The sequence below is a fragment of the Polyangiaceae bacterium genome, from assembly GCA_020633205.1.
In the GTDB taxonomy this organism is placed as follows: domain Bacteria; phylum Myxococcota_A; class Polyangia; order Polyangiales; family Polyangiaceae; genus JAHBVY01.
Genome location: JACKEB010000013.1, coordinates 658,013 through 679,662, shown reverse-complemented (window position 1 = coordinate 679,662; position 21,650 = coordinate 658,013). Strand labels below are relative to the sequence as shown.

At 64.6% G+C, this 21,650-nt stretch carries 22 protein-coding genes; 14 read left to right on the top strand and 8 right to left on the bottom strand.

The genetic code is table 11. From position 1 onward, the window contains the following. The first annotated feature begins 19 nt into the window (after positions 1 to 19). On the top strand, positions 20 to 481 hold the full coding sequence (locus H6718_19255; protein MCB9587548.1) for a TfoX/Sxy family protein: 462 nt from the start codon (positions 20 to 22) through the stop codon (positions 479 to 481). On the opposite strand, the gene H6718_19250 is transcribed toward H6718_19255, so the two are convergent. After that, positions 478 to 1,572: a hypothetical protein gene (locus tag H6718_19250; GenBank protein MCB9587547.1), complete on the bottom strand. Its 1,095-nt coding sequence runs from the start codon at positions 1,570 to 1,572 to the stop codon at positions 478 to 480. The two genes, H6718_19255 and H6718_19250, sit on opposite strands and share 4 nt — an antisense overlap. Before the next feature lie 151 nt (positions 1,573 to 1,723). Here H6718_19250 and H6718_19245 point away from each other — a divergent pair, with 151 nt between their 5' ends. From H6718_19245 to H6718_19225, 5 genes are all read left to right on the top strand, one after another. Next, positions 1,724 to 2,173, top strand: a complete 450-nt coding sequence (locus H6718_19245; GenBank protein ID MCB9587546.1) for a hypothetical protein — start codon at positions 1,724 to 1,726, stop codon at positions 2,171 to 2,173. A 613-nt stretch (positions 2,174 to 2,786) separates the two neighbouring features. After that, entirely contained in the window at positions 2,787 to 3,080 is a 294-nt protein-coding gene (locus tag H6718_19240) for a ribosome-binding factor A (GenBank protein MCB9587545.1), read from the top strand. Beyond that, a complete protein-coding gene (locus H6718_19235) occupies positions 3,077 to 4,186 on the top strand; it encodes an RtcB family protein (protein MCB9587544.1) in 1,110 nt (369 codons plus the stop codon). The genes H6718_19240 and H6718_19235 overlap by 4 nt, the downstream gene beginning before the upstream one ends. Before the next feature lie 235 nt (positions 4,187 to 4,421). Beyond that, entirely contained in the window at positions 4,422 to 4,577 is a 156-nt protein-coding gene (locus H6718_19230; protein MCB9587543.1) for a hypothetical protein, read from the top strand. Beyond that, on the top strand, positions 4,574 to 5,125 hold the full coding sequence (locus tag H6718_19225) for a nucleotidyl transferase AbiEii/AbiGii toxin family protein (GenBank protein ID MCB9587542.1): 552 nt from the start codon (positions 4,574 to 4,576) through the stop codon (positions 5,123 to 5,125). The genes H6718_19230 and H6718_19225 overlap by 4 nt, the downstream gene beginning before the upstream one ends. A 15-nt stretch (positions 5,126 to 5,140) precedes the next feature. On the opposite strand, the gene H6718_19220 is transcribed toward H6718_19225, so the two are convergent. After that, complete coding sequence (locus H6718_19220; protein MCB9587541.1) at positions 5,141 to 5,800, bottom strand: hypothetical protein; 660 nt, start codon at positions 5,798 to 5,800, stop codon at positions 5,141 to 5,143. Between the two features lie 83 nt (positions 5,801 to 5,883). Further along, on the bottom strand, positions 5,884 to 7,632 hold the full coding sequence (locus tag H6718_19215) for a permease (protein ID MCB9587540.1): 1,749 nt from the start codon (positions 7,630 to 7,632) through the stop codon (positions 5,884 to 5,886). Between the two features lie 179 nt (positions 7,633 to 7,811). On the opposite strand from H6718_19215, the gene H6718_19210 reads away from it, so the two are divergent. The 3 genes from H6718_19210 (at position 7,812) to H6718_19200 (ending at position 11,546) form a co-directional block, all read left to right on the top strand. Continuing rightward, positions 7,812 to 8,732 carry a class D beta-lactamase gene (locus tag H6718_19210; GenBank protein ID MCB9587539.1) on the top strand — a complete coding sequence of 307 codons (921 nt, stop codon included), beginning with the start codon at positions 7,812 to 7,814 and terminating at the stop codon, positions 8,730 to 8,732. Between the two features lie 164 nt (positions 8,733 to 8,896). After that, positions 8,897 to 9,622 (top strand): hypothetical protein, encoded by a 726-nt coding sequence (locus H6718_19205; GenBank protein MCB9587538.1) that lies wholly within the window; start codon positions 8,897 to 8,899, stop codon positions 9,620 to 9,622. Positions 9,623 to 9,692: 70 nt separating this feature from the next. After that, positions 9,693 to 11,546, top strand: coding sequence for a B12-binding domain-containing radical SAM protein (locus H6718_19200; protein ID MCB9587537.1), 1,854 nt, complete (start codon positions 9,693 to 9,695; stop codon positions 11,544 to 11,546). Here the strand turns inward: H6718_19200 and H6718_19195 are convergent. Both H6718_19195 and H6718_19190 read right to left on the bottom strand, forming a co-directional pair. Further along, the gene (locus H6718_19195) at positions 11,432 to 12,205 is read right to left on the bottom strand and encodes a hypothetical protein (GenBank protein MCB9587536.1); all 774 of its coding nucleotides are present in this window, start codon (positions 12,203 to 12,205) and stop codon (positions 11,432 to 11,434) included. The two genes, H6718_19200 and H6718_19195, sit on opposite strands and share 115 nt — an antisense overlap. Before the next feature lie 64 nt (positions 12,206 to 12,269). Then, on the bottom strand, positions 12,270 to 13,118 hold the full coding sequence (locus tag H6718_19190; protein MCB9587535.1) for a hypothetical protein: 849 nt from the start codon (positions 13,116 to 13,118) through the stop codon (positions 12,270 to 12,272). Between the two features lie 209 nt (positions 13,119 to 13,327). Here H6718_19190 and H6718_19185 point away from each other — a divergent pair, with 209 nt between their 5' ends. Further along, positions 13,328 to 14,173 (top strand): LysR family transcriptional regulator, encoded by an 846-nt coding sequence (locus H6718_19185; GenBank protein MCB9587534.1) that lies wholly within the window; start codon positions 13,328 to 13,330, stop codon positions 14,171 to 14,173. Positions 14,174 to 14,192: 19 nt separating this feature from the next. Here the strand turns inward: H6718_19185 and H6718_19180 are convergent, their stop codons facing one another. Next, entirely contained in the window at positions 14,193 to 14,762 is a 570-nt protein-coding gene (locus H6718_19180; protein MCB9587533.1) for a hypothetical protein, read from the bottom strand. 146 nt (positions 14,763 to 14,908) lie between these two features. On the opposite strand from H6718_19180, the gene H6718_19175 reads away from it, so the two are divergent. Next, complete coding sequence (locus H6718_19175; protein ID MCB9587532.1) at positions 14,909 to 16,228, top strand: hypothetical protein; 1,320 nt, start codon at positions 14,909 to 14,911, stop codon at positions 16,226 to 16,228. 25 nt (positions 16,229 to 16,253) lie between these two features. On the opposite strand, the gene H6718_19170 is transcribed toward H6718_19175, so the two are convergent. Then, positions 16,254 to 17,465: a hypothetical protein gene (locus H6718_19170; protein ID MCB9587531.1), complete on the bottom strand. Its 1,212-nt coding sequence runs from the start codon at positions 17,463 to 17,465 to the stop codon at positions 16,254 to 16,256. Further along, positions 17,465 to 18,778 carry a beta-lactamase family protein gene (locus H6718_19165; protein ID MCB9587530.1) on the bottom strand — a complete coding sequence of 438 codons (1,314 nt, stop codon included), beginning with the start codon at positions 18,776 to 18,778 and terminating at the stop codon, positions 17,465 to 17,467. The genes H6718_19170 and H6718_19165 overlap by 1 nt, the downstream gene beginning before the upstream one ends. A 93-nt stretch (positions 18,779 to 18,871) precedes the next feature. On the opposite strand from H6718_19165, the gene H6718_19160 reads away from it, so the two are divergent. The 3 genes from H6718_19160 (at position 18,872) to H6718_19150 (ending at position 21,559) form a co-directional block, all read left to right on the top strand. Then, on the top strand, positions 18,872 to 19,966 hold the full coding sequence (locus tag H6718_19160; protein MCB9587529.1) for a hypothetical protein: 1,095 nt from the start codon (positions 18,872 to 18,874) through the stop codon (positions 19,964 to 19,966). Then, on the top strand, positions 19,963 to 20,316 hold the full coding sequence (locus tag H6718_19155) for a YkgJ family cysteine cluster protein (GenBank protein MCB9587528.1): 354 nt from the start codon (positions 19,963 to 19,965) through the stop codon (positions 20,314 to 20,316). Before H6718_19160 ends, H6718_19155 begins: the two co-directional genes overlap by 4 nt. A gap of 97 nt (positions 20,317 to 20,413) precedes the next feature. Beyond that, positions 20,414 to 21,559 carry an SUMF1/EgtB/PvdO family nonheme iron enzyme gene (locus H6718_19150; GenBank protein ID MCB9587527.1) on the top strand — a complete coding sequence of 382 codons (1,146 nt, stop codon included), beginning with the start codon at positions 20,414 to 20,416 and terminating at the stop codon, positions 21,557 to 21,559. Positions 21,560 to 21,650: the final 91 nt, after the last annotated feature.

Genomic DNA, 21,650 nt, shown 5'->3' with positions numbered 1-21,650 from the left:
AAACGACAGACAAACCGCTATGGCCTACGACGAGAAGCTCGCGACGCGTATCCGCGCGGTATTTGAAGGTGATCCGAGGATCGCTGAACGCAAGATGTTCGGCGGTTTGTGCTTCACGCTGAACGGGCACATGTGCTGCGGTATCGTGCGCGACACGCTGATGCTGCGCGTCGGCGCAGAAGGCTACGACAAGGCAGTGAGCCTACCTCACGCTCGACCGATGGATTTCACCGGCAAGCCGATGAAAGGCATGGTGTACGTGGACCCTGCAGGCTTTCGCACCGCCCCGAGCTTGCTCAAGTGGATCAAGCTGGGCTCTGACTTCACAGGCGCGCTTCCCCCCAAGACCGCGAAGCATGACGCAAGACCAACCAAGGCAAAGCCTGCTAAGGCCAAGCCCGCCAAAGCCAAGCCTACGAAGGCCAAGCCTCAGCCAACCAAGGCAAAGCCGGCAAAGTCACCCCACGCGACCAAAGCCTAGCTCGGACAGCAGTAGTACTGACCCGTGCGCTGCACACAGCCCGCGGGCACCGATGCTTCGGGGTGACAGGTGTAAGACACGGGGGGTAGCCCAGCGCCTGCACAGGTCGAGTCCCACGGTGTTGCCCGCATGCACGCTGCCGTGGGGCAACACCAGACACCATTCGCGTACACGCAACCGTTCACGCCGGGCGGCCCGCCACTCGAGGTACAGCTGTAGCCATAGTGAGGCGACCCGCAGTTCGCTGGGCAATACACGCATTGCGTGTAGGTGTCGTAACCCAGGCAATACTGCGCATCAGACGACTTGGGCACTTGAGTTGGACAAGTCGTCGCCGGACTGCAACCTCCTGGGAGCTTGCACTGGAAGTTCTCACAGGTCGTCCCGCCAGTACACGGTCCGCAGTCACCGCCGCAGCCGTTGTCCCCGCATTGTTTCCCCGCGCAACTGGGTGTGCAGGTGCAGTGCCCGCTGCTGCAGGTGGAATTACCGGAGCAGGTACCACACACGCCACCGCAGCCATTGCTCCCGCAGTTGCGGCCGCCACTGCAGTCGGGGTTACACTGACAGCTGGACGTCGAGATCTGGCAGTTGGAGGTGCAACTCAGGCTGCCCGAGTAGTTGGAACCGAGCTGCGAGGCACAGCTCGCACTTCCGAAGTCGCTGACGTCACACTGCTCCCAGCTCTGATTCTTGACCCCATCCCCACATTCAGGCGACGCGCTTGTGCCGCCTGCGCCCGCCTGGCCCGCCGCGCCTCCTGCACCCGCCGCGGCACCGGTTCCCGACGTGCCCCCACTGGACATGCCACCGCTGCTCGCGCCGGCAGAACCCGCGCTGCCCCCGGACGCGGTACCACCTTGCGAACCCGCGCTGCCTCCGCTGCCACCGAGCAGCTGACCGCCTTGCCCCGCGGAAGCGCCGCCAACGCCGCCATCGCCGCCACCCCCAGTGCCTCCACTCTGGGTCGCGTCCGCGCCCGCATCCGCTTGTCCACCGCCGGTTCCCCCGACGCCACCTGCTGCGTCCGAGCCCCCACAGCCAACCAGCGACCAACCAAGCACCACCAGCGCCCACCACCCCCGAGTCATGGGCGGGGCTTAGCAGCGACCGAGGAAGCACCCAAGGTGAAAACGGCCCCACGGCGACCGCTTTTGCGGATGGGAACATTCTGCGCCGCTGCGCCGTAGGAGGCGTATCGCCCGCTTGCGGGCGGGACCGAAGCCAGGACAGACTCACCACGTGGCCAGCTACATCCAGAATATCCAGCTCACGATCCCCGCGAACCAAGCCTATATGGTGCTTCGCAACGCCGGCAGCGAGATCCCTGGCTTCAAGCTGATCCGGGAGGACCCCCAGGGCTACACGATGATGTTCAGCCGCGGCTTCGGCTGGACCAATCCGGTGGACATCAACGCGGGAGTGATGGCCAGCGGCGACGCGGCATCGCAGATCCAGTTGAACGCCAGCATCCTCGCGCTGGCCGATCCGTTCAGCTTCTTGCCGAACGTCTGCAAGCTCTTCCAGGAGCGCATCGAGCAGCACGTACACTCGATGCAGACGGGCGCCCCGCTGCCTCCCCCACGCAAAGACGGGCACGCGATGAAGGTCAACCTGATCATCATCGGAGTCCTGGTGGGGTTCGTCGCCCTGATGTTCCTCTTCATCATCGGGATGATCCTGTTGCGCTAATCGCGGGTGGCGGTTGAACAAGCCAACGCTCGATGCTAAGAACCGCGTCCTCGGAGGACGTCATGCGCTGCTCACACGACACGCTGCTCCGCCGCTTCCCACTCGGAATTGCGGCGTAAAGGAACTTAAGGGTAGGAGCCACCAGGGCTCCGAACTCGAGAGATCCGTGCACGTGCGCTCGAAGCGCTAGCTGCTCGTTCACAGCAGCCGCGATCGCGCGCGTCGTTCCCGCCTCGCGTCTGCCAGTTGGTGATTGGAAGGGTTTCTTCGACCCTGCCACGCCACTGCCTGACGCGTGAAACCATCCACGACAAGCGCTGAAAAGCCTTGAATTCTCGCTGCGCGCGCATCGCGCGGCTCGGCGGAGCTTCGCCTTTGAGCCCTCCGCCCCTCACCTCGAGCGACCTTCGGTCGCTTGCTGGCACCCTATTGCCCTGCGGCAATTCGCGCTCGGAAGGCGCGAAGGCTGCAAGGCCAGGAACGAACCATTTTGAAATTCACCAACGACTCGCGGGGCGCCAAGTCTCGCGACCCACGCCGCTCAGCGCGGCGCTCGAAAGCGAAACGACAACCAACGTCTCCTCAGCGCGCCGACTGGCAGCTCGCTAGCCAAGTGGAACGCGTTCTGGAGCTGTGTCTGGCGGGGAGCCGCAACCCCGTCTTGCACAACCTCGACGTCCACTCGGTGCTTCACACCGACGGCAAGCTCCACGTCCGCGTGGTGAGCTCGACTCACAGCGCAGAAGAAGTCTCTGAACACTTGGAGCACGCCTCGTCCTGGCTACGCCGGGAGGTCGCTGAGGAGATCACTCGCAAGCGAGTCCCGGAGCTACGCTTCGAGATCCTCGCGGATTGGCCAGACGACGCAGCAGCTCGCCTGCTGAGTGGGGAGGCCGATAGCCAATGACACCAAAGACAGCCAAGGGCGGCTCGGGATGGGAGAAGGTGCAGGCCTTCTTGCCCGAGCCGCTCAGCCAAGAATGCCGACAGAACATCGGGCGTATCGCGCGGCGCAACGACGTCGCGCGCATCGCCTTGATGCCCGACGTGCACCTGGCAGAGCACGTCTGCGTGGGCGCAGTGGTCGCCTCGAGAAGCCATGTGTATCCTCAGGCAGTCGGGGGGGACATCGGCTGCGGTGTGAGCGCGATTCGCCTCCAAGGAGAGCTGGAGGCTTTGGGCGCGCCAGAAGCACAGCGTGTCCTGCAACGCCTCGCGGAAACGGTTCCAGCCTTGAAATGGCCGCAGCCTCAGGCGCTCGATGCACTCACCGGAAGTTGCCTCAGTCAACCTCGCCTGCAACGGCTACTCGAGCGCGATGGCGCACTCCAGCTCGGCACGTTGGGACGCGGGAACCACTTCGTCGAGTTCTGCAGCGACGAACAACAGCGCCCGTGGCTCCTCGTCCATTCGGGCTCGCGGGGGTTAGGCAAGGCGGTGCGCGACCATTACTGCCCCAAGCCACTGGGCCCCCAATTGAGCGCCATTGAGGCCATGTCAGACACGGGGCGCGCGTACCTGCGCGACGCGGAGCTGTGTGTGCGCTACGCTGAGCTGAACCGCGCGCGGATCCGCGCTGCCGCCACGCGAGCGGCAATGGATCTACTCGGTTGGCAACCAGAACCGGAAACCGCGCGCGACATGGTGCACAACCAAGTGCGCTACGAAGCGCATTCTGGCGAGCCGTTGTGGGTGCACCGCAAAGGCGCTAGTTCCGCAAGGCAAGACGAGCTGGGCATCATCCCCGGTTCGATGGGTAGCCACAGCTACTTGGTGAGTGGTCGAGGCGAGCCAAGCTCTCTCTGCTCGAGCTCTCACGGTGCCGGGCGCGCCCTGAGCCGCACAGCCGCCGCGATCCACATCAGCCCCCAGGACCTCGTAGCGGAGATGCAAGGCGTCTTCTTCGAGGAGCGTCGCGCGGCACAGCTAGTCAGTGAAGCGCCGAGCGCCTACAAACCCATCACTCAGGTCATGCTGCGCAGAAGGCCCTGGTGCGCATCCAGGCCAAGCTGACCCCGGTGCTCAACTTCAAGACGACCTAAACAACATGTTGATTGGCAGGGTGTTTCAACACCCTGCCAACGCGGCGCGACTAGGTCCAGTGCGGCCCCATTGGACTCGCACACGGTTCGTTCTACGCTCTGGCTGTCGAATGCGTCCGCTTGATACCGCCCCCGCTGCTCACACTGTTCAGCTCCGCCTCTATCGCCAGATGTCGCCGGAGCAACGCAGCGCTTTGGCTTTGAGAATGAGCGACGAGATCCGGGAGATCGCCGCCGCCGGCATCCGCCAGCGACATCCGGAGTACACGGAGGCCGAAGTGCGACGCGCGCTAGTCTGCCTCCTGTACGGTCGCGAGTCGGCGCAGCGCGTCTGGCCCAACGAGAGGGTGCCCGCTGCGTGAGCGGTGCCCAAGCGTTCCTCGCGCGCATCGTGACTGCGCTGGACCAAGCGCAGGTGCCCTACATGCTGGCAGGGTCTTTCGCGAGTTCTCATCATGGTGCACCGCGGGCGACACAAGACATCGACATCATTGTCGATCCCGACCAAGACTCATTGAAAGAGTTCCTGAGATTAATCAGCAGCGCTACCACCTACGTCGACCCTGACACGGCGCTAGACGAATTCAAACGACGCGGTCAGTTCAACGTGATCGACATAGAAACCGCGTGGAAATTAGATGTTATCTTCCGCAAGCCGCGTCGCTTCAGCCGCATCGAGCTCTCCCGCCGCGCACCGGCGACAATTCTTGGGCTCAGCGTTCAGGTCGCGTCGTTGGAAGACACCATCTTGACTAAACTAGAGTGGGCGAAATTGGGCAGCTCCGAGCGACAGCTGCGTGACGTCTCGACCCTGGTCGAGGTCACGGGCGACGCGATCGATATCGAGTATCTGGAACAGTGGCTCGACGAACTCGGTGTTCGAGATCTCTGGGAGCGAATCAAACAGTAGCGCGGCTGCGGCCCATCAAGACTCATCCGGTGTAACGCTTGGATCGACCGCTGGTGGCCACGCCAGCTTGGGAGGGACGTGGGCACCTACGTCGAGTTCGTCCCAATGGCCATTGAACTCGGAGGGCCCAGAGCCTCGTGGGACCCGGGCGAGCTGCCAGGTCCAAAGCTCCGTCTCCAGCGCGTAGCCCTTCCAGAGCGCAAACCAGCCGCTGCCTTCATCGGACCCGCGTTCGATGTGTAGCCAGCTGACGTCGGGCGGCTGCCCTGCTTCGACCTTCACGACATCGCGAGCCGAAGTCGCGCAGGCAGCGCCGTTCAGCGTTACCGGCGGGCGTAACTTCGCGAAGGCGCGGTCGTCCGTCGTGAGAAAGCGGATGTTCATGGCGCAGCGATCTTGGCCGACGTTGTCGCCAAACTCCGCGAACGTCGCGTAGAGCTCGTCTCCACTTGGTTCGAACAACAACCAACCGTGCCGATCCCCGCTGATCATCTCTGCCAACACATAGTGCTGCTCAGCCTCGGGCACGGCAGCACGAATCACCACCTGTTCCACGCCGCTAGCGGAGTTCACCGGCACGCCTCGCGGCGCAGGGTCAGCAGGGTGCGAAGCGGGCGCTTCATGGGCCGAGGAAGCGCAGCCGACGAGCAGGAGTGGAAGGCGCAGGGCGCGCATCAGACGGAGTACTCTCGCCCGGCGAGTGCAGCTCGCGCAACCGCGCCCAACGAGAAAACGTGCGTAACCGCACGGACTCGCGGCTAGCTCACCTCGCGTGGGCTCGCCTGGGCGATGTGGTGCTCGTGGGCGTAGCTACCCATGAGCTCCGCAACCCAGGCGCGCACGCCATGAAACCAAACCCGGCGCAGCAGGAGCAGCAAGAGGATCGCCGTGGCGAGCTTGCCAAAGAAGCCAGGCGCGTGAGGTGCCACAACGCTCAGCGTGTGCTCGCCCACCGCAGGAATTCCCTGCCCCACGCCCCAGGCGAGTCCCCAGCACCCAGCGACGATCCCCAGCGCCAGCGCGATGCTCCGCGCGGTGCCCAGGCGAGCGCGGAAAAAACCGAGAGCGCGCAAGTTGAAGGTCGCGCCGAGCACCAACCCCGCCACGGCGACCCCGGGCGGGAGCCCTTTGGCGATCGCAACGGCGACCACGGGCACCGCCGATGGCGCGCTGAGGTAGCTCGGCAGCGCGACAGCGCTGATCACGCACAACGCAAGGAGCGGGTGCTGCAAATCGAGCGCCCCGCTCGGGACGTACGCTTCGACGAAGGCGGCGCTCAACAGACCAAGCACCATCCAGATCCCAAGGTGATCCAGCAAGCCCTCGAAGGCGCGCTGAAATCTCCCGACGAAATCAGCCCCGATCCCCAGCTGAACGCGGCCGCTGTCCGGCGGCGTCTCACTGGCAGCCTGCCTGCCTCCAACCAAAGCACCGAGCGCCCACGCGAGCAACGCTACGAAGCCGAGCGTCGCAAGGGTCAACCCCGGCCCCAAAAACCGCAAGGAAATCAGCCCGAAGTCGATGCTCACGACGGGAGCCGCGAGCATCAGCCCTAGCATTTGCGCCGGGTGCGCGAGCTTGCGCCCCAATGTCAGCACCCCGCTCGTCGCAAGCGGGCGGGCCACTGCGTGGGCGACGCCGAGCGCCGCCCCCTTGGCACTTGACGCCCCCGCCGGAGCCGCCGGCGGCAACATCGATACATTGGCTTGCACCAGCGCCGCGAGCACGAGCGCCAAGAGCAGCACCGGCGCGGTGTCGTAGGTGAAGTCTGCCAAGCGCTCGAAGAGCACCGCGTGCTCCTCTGCCCCGTGCCCCGAGGCTCCTATCGCCCCGAGCAATAGACCAAACCCCGCACCCACGAAGTCGAGGGTCCGTCCCCAGCTGCCCGTTGGCGCGTGTTGCTTCAGGTCGTGAGCAACCACATGCAGCACCATGCCTGCGGTCAGCGCAGCCACCCAGGCGGTCGCGGCGGCGAACCCTGCGCTCACCGCGCCGCCGAGCACAACGCCCGCGCCCCCACTGACGCCGAGCCCCAACGCGCGCAGCCCGGACTCCTTTTTCCGCGAGGCACCGCCGAACGCCAAGACCACCATCGCTGCCACCGGCACGGTGTGCGCGGCGAGCGCTAGCACCACGTCGACGTGGCCGTGGCCACCATGGTCGTGTTCGCTCAGCGCGCCCATCGACAAGCCGTCGCCGATGTGATGCAGCAAGAGTCCCGCGTAGCCCACCTCGAGGCCGGCTCGCGCCCGGGATGCTCCGGCGAGCTTCCCGGCGACAGCACCCAGCAGGCTTGGGAGCAACAGGCCAGCAACGAACACGGCGAACGTCGCGACCCCCAGGACCTCGTACGCCTCGGGTAAGAGGTGCATGAACACCACCGCGAGGGACGCGGTGAGCGCGAAGCTGCGGATCGGCCCGAGCATGGACTCTTGCCTGCCTGGCACGAAGGCCAGCAAGACTCCGAGCACGACGGAGCCAAGAGCGGCGCTCAAGGGGATCAGCACGCAGCCTCGTTATCGCAACTGAGATGCAATTTCAATTCGCAAGCCTACGTCAGCCAGACGCAAGTGCAATTTGATTGCACTTGCGTCTGGGGTCGTGACGCTTCGCTCGGTGCGACAGGCACAAATTTGCCTCGCCGAACCGCGGAATGCGTTGTTATCACGTGGCGTTGGGCTGCCTCATGCGAAGCACACTTCGAGCGACTCTCAGCGTCCTCTGCGTCAGCGGCACCTGCGTCTTGGGGATCTTCGGCGCCAGCTGCGCGGCGACGACGCCGAGCGCCGCACCCGCGCCCGAAGCGGTGACTAGCGCTTCCGAGCGCCCACCGGCTGCACCTCCCCCCCAAGAAGAGCCGCCCAAGACCGCCGTCGACATTCCGGGGCTGACGCGGACGCTCGATAGCTTGGGGTACGAGTCGGCGTTCGTGCTGCGGCCGCCCCACGGCGAAGACATCTTGCTGCACCCGGAGCGCTGCCGCACCGGCTACTTGCCCGCGTCTACGTTCAAGATCCCGAATAGTCTGATAGCGCTCGAGACCGGGGTCGTGAGCGGTCCCGATCACTTGTTCAAGTGGGATGGCGTGAAACGCCCGATTGCCGCGTGGAATCAGGATCACACACTGCGCTCGGCCTTCCAGGTGTCGGCGGTTTGGTACTACCAGCGGGTAGCGCGGGAAGTCGGACAGGAGCGCATGCAGAGCTGGGTGGACAAGCTCGCCTACGGAAATCGAGACATCAGCCCGGCCGTCGATCGCTTCTGGCTCGACGGTGGGCTGCGCATCTCGCCCATTGAAGAGGTCGACTTCGTGCAACGGCTCTACGAAGAGAAGCTGCCGGTGTCAGTGAAGAGCCAGCGCAGCGTGAAAGAGATCATGCGCAGCGTGGACGACCCGAGCCTGCAGCTATTCGCGAAGACCGGACGCACTGGCTTGGTCGAAGGTCGCGACTACGGCTGGTACGTCGGGTATCTGGTTACGGATGCAGGGCCGTATTTTTTCGCGACACTCCTCACGAGCAGCGCGCCAGGCAAGGACTTCTCCGAGGAACGCAAGCGCATCACGCTGCGCTTGCTTGGGCAAGTTGGCGCAATTCCGCAGCCATAATTGTCGTTTCTTCGGTCGTCGCTCGAGGCGGATCTCAGGTGGCCAAAATGGCCACCCCCGTGCATTGATCGCTCCTCGCAAGGCTGGAGGGCCCGTGCAAGACTGCGCTCCGCTTGTCTCGCTCGCCCTCCAGTCCTTTCTCTTCCTCTGAGCTTGATGAGCTCATGGACTCGACGGAGCTGCCCGGCTCACACCCTGAGGCCTCCGACAAAACCATCGTTGATCCCGAACCGCCCAGCGGGCGCATGGCTCAACGAGACGCAGACGGACGGACTCACCTAAATCGCTTCCCGGGGGATCCAGCGCCCCACGATCGCATCAAGGGAGTCGCCATCGCCGCCTTCGTGCAGTGGTACCAGCAGACACAGGACCGCGCGCGCCTGGCCGAGGTGATCGCCAGTATGCGACCGGAGCATAGGGTTCACTTGGACGTCAACCGCCCGGGCGCGGGGCTCATCGCCAGCACATGGTACCCGAGTGCGTTGGTTCACGAGCTCCTCGATGGGCTGAGCGCCGGCCTGTCAGAGAGCGAGACCGAGGCGCTCGCGACTCAAGCCGAAGGCGCCGTGATGGACGCGACGCTGCACGGCGTCCACAAACTGTTCTTTCGCATGCTGGTGACGCCGGAGCGCTACGCGCGCTATAGCCAGCCGCTTTGGAATCGCTTCTTCGACTCCGGCCAGATGGTCACGGAGGTGGAGGGCAACGAGGTCAGGAGCCGCGCCACCAACTGGCGTGGCTATCACTGCTTCATCTGCCGCATGAACCGCGAGGCCATGCGTATTATCCACACGGCAATGGGCGTCAAGGTACTGGGCAAGGTGGAGACAGTCGAGTGCATGGCCCAAGGCGACAAGAGCTGCTCGAACCGTCTGCGGATGGCGCGCTAGAAGTAAGGCATCCCCGCCCCGAATTCGTCCCGCGTTGCCCGCTCGATGGGCCCTCGGCTATGCTCCCCTGGTGCGCGTAGTCCTGCTATACCCTCCCCCGTGGAAGCTGGCCGCTCCTGCAGAACTGGGAGACCACAGCGCGCGGCTGAGTCCTGAGCGGGGCGGTCCTCCCGCGGACTACCGCGAAGGCGATCTGGACCCGGACTTCTGGCAGACGCCCTACGGGCTCTACTCCCTGGCGGCCCAAGCGACGCGTGCGGGGCACCAGGTCAAGCTGCTCAACTTGTCCGCCTTTCCCTGGCAAGAGGTCGAGAAGGTGGTCCGCTCACTCGAAGCCGACCTTTGGGGCATGAGCTGCTGGACCGCGAATCGCAGGGGAGTTGGCTACACGGCGGCGCTCATCAAAGAGCTCCACCCGGACACCCACATCATCGTCGGTGGCCCTCACGCCACGCCGCTGGCGAAGGAGATGCTCGAGTATCATCCGGCCATCGACACCGTGAGCGAGGGCGAGAGTGAGCTGCAGTTCCTGGAGCTGTGTGGGCGACTCGGGCGTGGGGAGTCGACTCTAGGCATCGCGGGCACCTGGTACCGCGGGGATCAGGGCATCGAGCAGGCGCCGTCGCGGGCTTCCATCGATAACCTGGACACCTTGGCGTCGCCCCACGCGCTGTTCGACACCCACATCTTCATGACGTCGCGCGGCTGTCCCTGGGCCTGCACCTTTTGCGGGGCTGAGACGAGTTGGGGCCGCGGTTTCCGTGCGCAGTCGGTGGACTACGTGCTCGATGCACTGGAGCAGGCGGTGGGTCGCTTGCCGGTGAAACTCCTGCAAATCAAGGACGACACCTTCACCACCAACAAGAAGCGGGTGCTCGAGCTGTGCAAGGGGATCCGCGCCCGCGGGCTGCAGTTCTTGTGGAGCTGTGACACCCGCGTCGACGTCCTGAGTGACGAGCTCTTGCGAGAGATGCGTCTCGCGGGCTGTCAGCGACTGAGCCTCGGCGTCGAGTCCGGCTCCGCGAGCATCCTCAAGCAAATCGACAAGAAGATCACCGTCGACAAGATCGTCGAGAGCGCGAACCTGGCGAAGAAGTACGGAATCCAGGTGCGCTTCTACATGATGCTCGGGAACCGCGGGGAAACGGTAGAGACGTTTCAAGAAACGCTAGAGTTCCTAGAGCGCGCCAGACCCCATCAGTACATCTTCTCCTGCCTTTCGATCTATCCCGGGACGCGCGACTTCCAGGACGCCGAAAAAGCTTGGCTCGACCGCAACCGCTACTTCCAAGAGACCTTTCAAGAGCTCAAGGTACCGTACGACGCGGACCCGGAGACCACACGAGTGCTCAACGAGTGGTTCGCGCAGAACTGCGGCCTCCGCGACTTCTACCGAGAGGGAGTCGAAGAGTGCAAAGCCATCTTGGCTGAGCTCGGCGATCATCACGCGGCGCACATGGATTTGGCAGGTGCCTACTACCGCGAACGGCAGTTCAAGCTAGCGGAGGAGCACATCCACAAGGCGCTCGAGCTCGGCTACCCGCTGCCTGGCCTCGCCTACAACTACCTCGCCTGCATGGCAGCAGATCGGCGCGACCTGCAGAGCCTGCAGGAATACCTACGCAAGGCTATCCGCACGGATCCACAACACTTCGTGGTCGCACAGAACGCCGAGGCGCTGCGCATGTGGCTCACCCAGGGCGGCCCCGTGCAGAACCTGCCGCTTCACCTCACGGCACGCCACGACTTTCAAATCTTCGAGCGTACCAAGCAGCCGATGCTCCCGGGCGCGCTCCCCGAAGACTTCGCTCACTGGTCGCCGCCTTCAGAACCCGACCCGGACGATCCGCTGCGCTCCGCTAGCGAAGCGAGCCAGTCGTCAGACCAGGATCGCACCCGCTTGAAGGTCGTCTCGTCGCCGTAGGCCAAACCGGACCAGATCGCGCGCACTGCGTTCGCGGCTGCCTTCAGGTGCTCGCCGTGGGTGATCTCTCCCAGGCTGGCCAGGTGATTCTCCGCGGTGCGCAGGGCCTCCATCGCCACCACCCGGGGCTCGGAGGCGAACGCCAGGCTGATCCACAGCTCCCAGTCCTCCTGCAGCTCGAGCGCCGTGACTTCGCCCAGCTCCAACTCCATGCTAAGTTCCGCGAGGAACTGCCACTTCGGAGCCGGCTGCTTGGGGTGGTAGTCGTCACCTGAACGGCGCCACACTTCAACTGCCGCGTCGAGCTTCTCGGCGCTTAGCTTGCCCGCCAGCTCCTTCTCGCGAGCCGCCAGCGGCGCCAACGCACCGCTCGCTTGATACGGCGGAACTTGATCTGACTCAGCTGCGGCTTGCTTCCAGAGCGCAGCGTCGTGAACCGCATCCAACAAGCGCGCACGGCTCAAGCGCTGCCCTTCCCAGGCCAAGAGGCGCACCCACAAGAGCTCGGAGCCTTCCCGAGCAAACCGCTCAGCAGATGACTGGCGCCGCAGCTTGGCTTTGTCCAAATGGACTGGCGCGCGCACACCCGTCGGCGCTTGCACTGGAGCCCGTTGTTTCCGCGCTTGTTGGGCGCGACGCAGCTTGCGATTGGCGGTCACCGCTCGGTTCTACATCAGCACACTGACGTTCGGCTACCGGGCAGCGCTTGCCAACTGCCTGCGCCTACTTCTTTGCTCGCAGGAAACTCATGGCTTCCTTCAGGCCCGCGTCGGTCATCGTGTGTCCGACCTTCGGGCGCGCCTTGGCGCGGTGCTTCCACCCGAGGCGCTTGAGTAGCTTGGCGAAACCCGCGGCGTCCTTCTTTGCGCTTTTGTCTTTCAGGCCCCAGCCGACGTAGACCGGCGGACGGCGCTTGATGCGCTTGGCGGTCGCCTCGAGATAGTTCGCGCCGCCACCTGCAAACACTCCATAGCCATCCGCCTCGAAGGCATCCCGCAGCACCAAGCTGCTGGCGTAGTACGCGCCGTTCGAGAAGCCGACGATGATCAGCTTGTCGTAGGCCTTGCCGCGACGCTCTTCGAGTGTCTTGCGCGCCTCGCGCCACTCATCGAACAGCTCGGGTTCGAGCGTCTTCTGTGCAGAGCTGCGCGTCGGCCAGGTCCACCAGTCTTCCATGTCCTTCGGACCAATTCCGCGTCGCCCGCGGGGCGCTAGCAGGTCGAAGTGATTCACCTTCGCAGCGCGCACCAGCGCGAGCTGCTGGTTGTATTGCCAGCCGCTCTCGGACTTCACGACGCCGTGCAGGAAGACCACGAGCGTGTCCGACGCCTCATCCTTTGCGGGCACGAAGGCACACACATGGTGCTCGAGCGTCTCTAGCTCCTTCTGGCACCACGCCTCATCCTTGGACGCCGCTGCCTCTTTGGACTCTTCCGTGTCTTTGGCCCCTGCTGCATCTTCGGACGCTGCAGCGCCGCTCGGCTCTTCTTTGGGCCGTTCTGGCGCTGGTGCAGGCTCATCTTTTGGGGGTGAGGCACTCGGCGCATCCGCGGCTGCGGATCCAGGTGCCACCACGCATGTCCCCCCCAAAACCCCGCAGCCCAAAGCCGCGAGCCACCTACCGCGCCGCCAACTCACGGCGCCAAGCCTTGCGCAAGTCCCGCCGGAGCGCAAATCGCCACATCCACTTCCACCCGGAAAGCGACTCGATTGAGGCTCGCGGTTCTGCGCCTCAGATGAGATGCTGCGCCAACCCAGCCGAGGGGCATGCGAAGGAATCAATGAGTATTCAGTGGGACGACCTACGCTATCTAGAGGCTGTTCAACGCCTCGGCAGTGTGAGCGCCGCCGCGCGGGAGCTGGGCCTCGGTCAGTCGACGCTGTACCGGCGCATCACGGCGCTCGAGCAAGCGATCGGCCAACCGTGTCTGATTCGGGGAACGTCCGGGGCGACGCTCTCCGACGCCGGCGTGGCCCTTGCACAGGTAGGACGTCGCACCGCCAAGTCCCTCTCCCAAGTGCTGTCTTCGCTGCGCGATCAGGGCGGTGATCTGGAGGGCGTGGTCAGCGTCACCACCGTTGAAGCCTTGCTGCCCTTCATCCAAGGCCCACTCGCAGAGCTCTGCGAAAAAAATCCGACGCTCAGCGTCTCGCTCCACCTTGGAGATTCGGGGCCAAGCGTGCGCGACCACGAAGTCGACGTGGCGCTGGCGATCATTCCACGGCCGCCCGCTGGCTGTTGGGGCAAGCGAGTCGCTCGGCTTGGGTACGGGGTGTTCGCGACGAAAGCCGCTGCAGCCCGTCCGGAGCGGCGCTGGGTGCTGCGCCCTCGCGGCGAGAACACACCCGAGGCCGCCTGGGAGCGGGCGAACGCTGGAGAAGCGGCGATGTACGCCCAATTCAACACCCTTGTGAGCTTGTGCGCCGAAGGTGTCGGGCTTGCGTTGATGCCCAAGCTGCTTGCTGCCCGCCACGCGAGTCTGGTGGAGCTCAGCGAATACGCGAACTCGGTCAGGAAACTCGAGCGCATTCTCTGGGTGCTGACCCACCCGGATCGCCGCAAGACCCCACGCATCCGCGCGGTAATGAGCGCGCTAGAGCGTCCGTGGTCCACAGCGGCGGACTAGTCCCCGGGACTAGCTGAGTTCAATCCGTTGCGCGGCGGGTGATGATTTGCTTGGCGCCGAGCTCCACCAAGCGCTCCATGAGCGACACCCAAGCGTCCACAGGCGCTGAGCCGAAGTCGACGATGAACGCCAACCGGTGATCATCGTACTCCGGATCGGACATGAAATGCACCACGCGGTAAAGCCCCGTCTCGTCCGGAGTGGACGCGTCTTCCGCGTCGAACCACGACATGAACCACTCTTGGAGCGGCGAGAGGTCGGCGCTCTCGGGTACGTCTGCCAGGATCTCGGCGTAGTCCCAGCCAAACGCTTCCACACGGACTTCAGCGCCTCGCATCTGAAATAGGATTGGCTCGAACTCGAGTGAGCGTGCGGGGTCGACCTGAATCTCGTCTCCGGCGGTATCCTCCTCGCGTCGAATCAGATCCGCCCGCAGGGGAAGATCCAAGGGGCCTTCGACCGCGATCGAGCCATCCGCCATGCGGTAGGCAGGCTCGACGAACGGACGCACCTCAGCGTCGATAGCCCGCGACAGCGCCTCGACGTTCAGCTCGCGGACCCGTCGAAGCACCTCAAGGAGTTGAGTCATCGAACGATGTTACAACCGCTCACGCGGCCGTATCCATTCGCTCACTTTGCAGGAAGTCGGAGTTCAGGCTGGTGTTTGTGACATTTCTGCCTCACAACGAATCAGCGAATCTTGCGCGTACCCCACGCAAAGTCGGGAGCCTGCCCATGAAGCTTTTCAAGTTCTCTCAGTATTCCAAACTCCGAACGCGGCGCTTCGGTGCCTCCCTAAGCCTGAGTCTGGCGCTCGCGCTGCCCGTGACGGGCGCTCTGCCCGGCTGTTCCAGCGACGACACCACCGAGCAAAAGCAGACCGAAGCTGGTCTGCCCCAGGGTCAATTCTTGATGGGCGTGTCCCTGGCGCCGCTCTCCGGCTTGGTGCTCCCTTACCGCGTGGATATTACGGGTAGCCACGTGGAGCTGCACGCTATCGCGAACGACGGCAGCGTAAGCGAGGTTTTAGCGCAGGCAGACGACATCGTCCCTGCGGAGGACGGCACGTTCACCATCGACTTCGGCGGGCTCACGATGCCTGGCGCCTATACGCCTACGAAGAGCGACGTTGACGTGGAGCTGGTCGTGCAGGGGCAGGTCCAGACTTCAACGACCTTTTGCGGCAGCATCAGCGGCAAGATCGTCACGTTTGGCATGGACCTAGCTGGCAGCACCTTCGGTGCCGTGGTGTACACAGCGGATGGCGAGGCCCCTTCCTCCTGCGACGGTACCGCGGCGGAGATCCCGCGCATCGACCAGTGCCCCGCGGTGACCGACGGCAAGAACACGGCATTTCCGAGCGGCAATGATCCTCGCGATTTCGAGATTGTGCTACCCACTACCTACGACGCGAACAAGAGCTACCCGTTGGTGTTCGTGTATCACGGCTTCGGAGGCACCAACACCGACATGCTGGACGCCGTCGGCTTCCGGGCACGTGCGGATGTGGACGACGTAATCATCGCGGCCCCCCAGGGCCTCGAGTCCGGCAACGGGGCGACCTGGAACATCGCCACTGCAGCGGCCCAAAACGTGGATGTCGCCTTCTTCGACGACATGCTGAAGTGTATCGGTGAGTCCTTCAACGTCGACGACCAGCGCGTCTACGTCACCGGCATGAGCAACGGTGGGCTGATGACCGGTACGCTCATCGCGACGCGCTCCGACGTCATCGCGGCAGCCGCGCCCTTCTCGGGCGGTATCTCTCTGCCCTACGTCAAGACGAGCAATCAGCCACCCACGTTGGTGAGCTACGGTGGGCCGACGGACATGGCCTTCTCCCAGGACTTCGAGAAGCTCGCCGATGAGATGGTCAGCGAGCTGAAGACCGAAGGTCACTTCGTGGTGCTGTGCAACCACAACCAGGGCCACCACATCGAGGCGTCGTATCTGCCCTGGGCGATGCAGTTCCTCACGGATCACAGCCTCGGCTCGGCGCCGGCCTACACGGACACGCTACCTTCGGTGTTCCCCGACTACTGCAGCATCCAATAGCGCGCGCTCGCGAGGCAGTGAAGCTTCACTTCGTTGCCTCGTCGCACTTCCCAAGTTCGCTCGACGGGACGATGAGCTGGTGCTCAGGCTCGAGCTTGAGCCAGACGGCATGAGGCAACCGGATCGGGATCATTCGACGCAACGCTGGTTCACGCTTTAAACGCTCCGCGTCTTCAGCATCAGCGAAGTCCCAGTAAGCGCCGGCACGCAGCGAGCCAACGGCCCGCGCAACGCCGTCGTGAAGCACTCCCAACGTGAGCGGGCGCTTGCAGTGCTGCTTGCCAGCGTACTCCGGCACCAAAAAGCGCACCCCCGCCGCGTACGAAACGACACCGAGCATCTGAGGCGATGTCTCGAGGTCGCTTCGCAAGACCCAGCCAACGATCAGCTCTGTCCCTTGTTGGTAGCTCACACGCCAGCGCTCGGTGGCTCCACGGCCAGAGTGATCATGCACCGCAAGCTCGATCCACTCACCCTGGGGAAGGAAGACCTGCAGCTTCATCCCGCTCCCCGCGTCCGGACTCCCCCACAGGTCCAGGGTTTGCCCCGACCGCGCGTAGGCGTACCCGATCCGCCCCAATAGCTTTGCGGAAATCTTGGGGTCGAACTCCACCTGACTCAAGCTGAGCTGGGAGCACACGAGCGAGAGCTCCTGGGGCGGATCCCCAGGCAACCGCACCGGACCTCGAATGCGATGCTCGAGTTCGAGCAAGTTCGCGCGCCGCCCGAGCGGTGACAACACGGCAGAGGGCGCGAGATAGATCGCGCGATCGAAGATCGGCTCGTTCGGGAAGAGCTCGAGCTGACTCAGTGAGGTGTAACCCCGCAAGGCCAACACGCCGTCGTCGACCAGCAACGTCGCCGTGCCGTCATCGCGCACGTGCACGCGAGCGGGTACCCTGAACACTTCAGCAAAGGGCACTTCCCCCGCGCCAATGCTCAAACCGAGTGGCCGTCCCCAGTGACGGTGAGAGCCATGGGTCTCGACCACGCAGTCGCTACTATCTTGCCGCGCGGCAATATCTAGCTCCGGAAGTTCGACCCGAGAAGCGAAGTCCGCCGGCCCCTCTGCGGGCCGACCACTACACCCGATCGGCAACACCGCCAGCCAAGCCAAGAAGAGCCAAAAACGCCGCGCCCGTGGCCTCGGGACTTCGCCAGCGCAGAAGTGAGCCCCTTGCACCTCTGGCAGGCGCAGGGTTTGGGGGGGAGGAGCAACGAACGAAGACCAGGACATCAGCGGCGGCGCTGATCACGATACACGCGATCGGCACCGCGCAACGCCTGTCCGCTCAGCCAGACGGTGCGCAGATCGCCAAACGGCGTGCCGACGCCGCTATTCAGCACCATCGCGAAGCTCAGGTTACGCGTTGGGTCGGCCCACGCGCCCGAACCGCCGAACCCGAAGTGGCCAAAGGCGTGCTTCGGCACGCCGAGCGAGGTGCCGACGAAGTGGTACCCAAGGCGCCAGCGCATCGGGAAGAGCACGACGCGATCCGAACCTGACGTCTGCACCTCGGTGGCGCGGCGCAGAGTCGCTTCGGAGAGCAGGCGTACGTCACCCAGCTGACCACCCCCGGCGAGCGCTGCATACAGCTTCGCCAGCGACCGAGCTGTGAACAGCCCGTTGGCCGCTGGAATGCTCGCGCGCAACACCTGAGGATCACTGAAGTCGAGGCGACCGATCCCCGGGGTAATGAACGCGCGGCGCGCCTGAGTCAGGTCCGCAGGCACGCCAGCGGCGCGCAGGCCACGCTCCAGCAGCCAAGCAACGCGCTCACGGCGCTTGGCCTTCTCCGCGCGCTGGCGACGGCGCACCTCCGCAGGCAAGCGCTGACTCACCGCTGCGCGTTCGCCTCCAGGCAAGCGCATGAGCCGCGCGGCGCGCGACAGCGCCTCCTCGGGCGCGCCAATGTACAAGCCGTCGAGCCCGAGAGGCTCCGCAAGCTCGGTGCGAATAAACTCCGAGAGCGGACGCCCCGAAACCCTGTGCACGATTTCACCCACCAGGAAGCCGTACGTCAGCGCGTGATAGGCGCTGTGAGACCCTGGGCGGTGCGCCGGCGCCGCAGCGGCGAGCCTCGCGACCATCAGCTCCCAATCCAGCAAATCTTCCGCGCGCTCCGCTAGCTCGCTCAACCCGTAGAGCCCAGCCTGATGACTCATCAGTTGCCGCACGGTAATAGCCGCCTTGCCAGCCTGAGCAAACTCGGGCCAGTAGCGCGCAACCGGCGCGTCGTAGTCCACCAAGCCGCGATCCACGAGCAGGTGGAGAGCAGTGGAGGCTACGCCTTTGGTGGTCGAGAACGACACGCTCAGGGTGTCTCGCTCCCAGGGCCTGCCGGTTTCATCCCGCACGCCGCCCCAGATGTCGACGACACACTCGCCCTGATAAAAGACGCTCACCGCCGCGCCGCCGCCCGTTCGCTTCAGCTGGCGCCACAGCGCGTCGCGCACCTGGATGAACCCAGGCGCCGAGTAGCCGTGAACCACCAGCGGGCCCGGCGGAGCGCTGGCGAGGGCGGCGTTCTGGCTCGCCGCGCGCCCCAATCGCTGCACCAACGCCGCTCCTCCCACGAATTCAAGAATTAGCACGGGGCGTCGCCTTTGACTTCGCAATTCCTTGAGTATGCTCCGCGTCCCATGAAGCGGGCTCTCAGCATCACGTCGCTCGCGCTGTGCGCAGCTTGCGCCGGCGCAAACACTGCGGAACCGAGCGGTGCCGTTCCCACAACGTCGCCGTCCGTCAACGGCGCACCCGTGAACAGCGCGACTTCAGCGAACGCCGAAGAGAAGCAGAGCACCTCACCCCCGAAAACTGGGGAAGCGGATGCGGGCGCAAAACCAGCGGCGGCGGCTGATCCGTTCGCGGGCGCGACGTTTCCACCTGCAGACTTCACACCACCTTTCGAGCGCAGCGCGCAGCCGGGAGACGGCAAGTGGGAGGCGGTGGCAGAGGGTGGCGAAGTGGATGGCAAGCCCATCATGTTCCGCACCAGCCTGCGACCTCACTTGTTCAAGCGCTTTGCGTTCGTCAACGTAGTCGCCATCGACTTGAGCCGTACGGAAATAAACTTGGTCGCAGGGACCCGGGAGCCTGAGACGAAAGCGCTACCGGAGAGCGAACGCACGGGTCTCGTGCCTGCAGCCGTTCAGCCCCGCCTGGCTGCGATTTTCAACGGCGGCTTCATGACGAAACACGGAGGCCACGGCATGGGCCTCGGTGAGATCGACCTGCTCCCTCCACGGGACGAGCTATGCACTGTGGCGTTGCTCGACGACGGTCACGTGCGCGTCGGCACCTGGAGCAAAATCTCCACGGAAAAAGCGCGGTTTCGCGCGTGGCGCCAGGGACCGTGGTGTTTGCTGGAAGAGTCCCAGGTGAACCCCAACGTCACGAGCGGGAAGCAACGCAAGTACGGCATGAGCGCCGAAGGCAAGATGGAGATCCGGCGCTCTGCGGTCGGCGTGAGCGCAGGCGGCGGGACGTTGTACTACGCGGTCGGCGAAGAGCAGACGCCGGAGCTGATGGCGAAGGCCATGCAAGTGCTTGGGGTCCCGAACGCTACCCAGCTCGACATCAACTGGTCGTATACCCGCTTCTTTTGGTTCGGCGATAAGGACGGCCAGATGCAGGTCACGGAAACGCTGCTTCCCAAGATGAAGCACCGCAAGACCGGCTACGTCAGCAAGGCAGAACCCCGAGACTTCTTCTACGTGCTGCGAGGACGCAAGTGAGGGAGTCTGACTCTCAAGCGCTCGGCGCTGAAGAGCTCGACTGCCTGGCGTGCTCGGCCTGCTGCCGCATGGCGGGTCCCGGGCACATCCTGGTGCCGCCTGAAGACCTGGTGCGCTGGCGCAACACAGGCCGGCAGGATTTGATCGACAGCCTGGTCGAAGGTCACTTCAGCCAGCAAGCGTTTCCGTCCAGAGCGGACGGCGCGTGTGTGTACCTGGGAACTGTGGAGAGCCCCCACGCCTGCTCGATTTACGCAGAGCGCGGCACGACCTGTCGCACCTTCGAAAAGGGCAGCAAGCAGTGCCACAGCTATCGGCGTGAGGCAGGCCTCGAGCCGCCGCGAAGCTGAGTTTTCCCGCTGTCAGCGCGTCTCACTCGACTGCGTCAACGCTCCGCCGCCATGCGCTCCCCTTGGCAAGCGCCGAGAGTTCGTCTACGCCCGCGCCATGCGACGAGTGATAGCAGGCTTGATGGTAGTGCTGCCGTTGGCCACCGGCGTGGCGTGCAGCGGCGCGGCGCCGGAGCCAGTGACGCCCCCGACGACGTCCAGCGCGGCCCCGACCGACACGGCGCCCGCCGAAGGGGATGCCGGCGCGGAAACGGACAACGGCGCGTTCGACGCCTCGACCTTGCACCCCGTGGAGGACGCGGGCAGCGACGCGAGCGCGGCTCAAGGCCCCAGCGCCTGCGCTGACGGGATGGTGCTAGTCGAGGGTGACTACTGCACCGACGTCGAGCAAAAGTGCTTGAAGAGCTGGTTCGACAAGTCGAACAAGAAGAAGGTGTGCGAGGAGTTCGAGCCCAAGAGCACCTGCGTCGGAAGCAAGATCAAGAAGCGCTTCTGCATCGACATGTACTCCTGGCCCAACGTCAAGGGCGAACGCCCTGAGGTGATGAACAACTTCTACCAGGCTCAGGTCAAATGCGCAGCGATGGGCAAGCGCATGTGCACCGAGAGCGAGTGGACCATGGCCTGCGAAGGCCCCGAGATGAAGCCGTTTCCGTACGGCTATAAGCGGGACGCCACGAAGTGCAACGGCGACCACAAGTGGGACGGCCCAGACATGAGCAAGGTCGCCAGGCGCGACCCGAAGGAGCTCGCGCGGCTGTGGAAGGGCGTGCCCTCCGGCTCACAGCCGGAGTGCGTCAGCGACTACGGCGTCGCCGACCTACCGGCAAACAACGATGAGGTGGTGGCCAACGAGCACACCCACGGCGGCTTCGAGGACAAGTTCGCCAGCGTGAACACTGGGGGGCCTTGGTACAAAGGCGTGCGCAACCAGTGCCGGCCGAAGATCTACACCCACGACGAGGGCTTCTATTACTACTACCTCGGCTTCCGCTGCTGCGCGGCCCCGGACGGCGCGGCGAACGAGCCGCTCACGCCCCACCAGATCCGCGACAAGTGGAAGTTCGACCGGGTGGAGCGCTTGGCGCGATTCACCACGGAGGAAATGCAAGAGAAGCTCAAGCTCAAGGCCGAGGGCAAGTGCTCCTGCAAGGCGTCGGACAACCTCTGCAAGACGATGTGCGGCACGCTACTCGGTCCGAACGCGAAAGACGTGGATCTCAAGGCTCCCCGCGAACCCTGAGCCCGAAGACATGCCTCTCGAGTCAACACGCGTCGCGCCAGGTACTGGGCGTGGCGCGTTTGCCCGCGGTTAAACCGGGTTAATACCCATG

Bases quoted from the DNA above. Each gene is read 5' to 3' on its own strand.
- H6718_19185 (MCB9587534.1), top strand. From the start codon at position 13,328: ATGAGTATTCAGTGGGACGACCTACGCTATCTAGAGGCTGTTCAACGC.
- H6718_19180 (MCB9587533.1), bottom strand. From the start codon at position 14,762: ATGACTCAACTCCTTGAGGTGCTTCGACGGGTCCGCGAGCTGAACGTC.
- H6718_19160 (MCB9587529.1), top strand. From the start codon at position 18,872: ATGAAGCGGGCTCTCAGCATCACGTCGCTCGCGCTGTGCGCAGCTTGC.
- H6718_19250 (MCB9587547.1), bottom strand. From the start codon at position 1,572: ATGACTCGGGGGTGGTGGGCGCTGGTGGTGCTTGGTTGGTCGCTGGTT.
- H6718_19175 (MCB9587532.1), top strand. From the start codon at position 14,909: ATGAAGCTTTTCAAGTTCTCTCAGTATTCCAAACTCCGAACGCGGCGC.
- H6718_19150 (MCB9587527.1), top strand. From the start codon at position 20,414: ATGCGACGAGTGATAGCAGGCTTGATGGTAGTGCTGCCGTTGGCCACC.
- H6718_19205 (MCB9587538.1), top strand. From the start codon at position 8,897: ATGGACTCGACGGAGCTGCCCGGCTCACACCCTGAGGCCTCCGACAAA.
- H6718_19220 (MCB9587541.1), bottom strand. From the start codon at position 5,800: ATGCGCGCCCTGCGCCTTCCACTCCTGCTCGTCGGCTGCGCTTCCTCG.
- H6718_19235 (MCB9587544.1), top strand. From the start codon at position 3,077: ATGACACCAAAGACAGCCAAGGGCGGCTCGGGATGGGAGAAGGTGCAG.
- H6718_19255 (MCB9587548.1), top strand. From the start codon at position 20: ATGGCCTACGACGAGAAGCTCGCGACGCGTATCCGCGCGGTATTTGAA.
- H6718_19210 (MCB9587539.1), top strand. From the start codon at position 7,812: ATGCGAAGCACACTTCGAGCGACTCTCAGCGTCCTCTGCGTCAGCGGC.
- H6718_19170 (MCB9587531.1), bottom strand. From the start codon at position 17,465: ATGTCCTGGTCTTCGTTCGTTGCTCCTCCCCCCCAAACCCTGCGCCTG.
- H6718_19230 (MCB9587543.1), top strand. From the start codon at position 4,422: ATGAGCGACGAGATCCGGGAGATCGCCGCCGCCGGCATCCGCCAGCGA.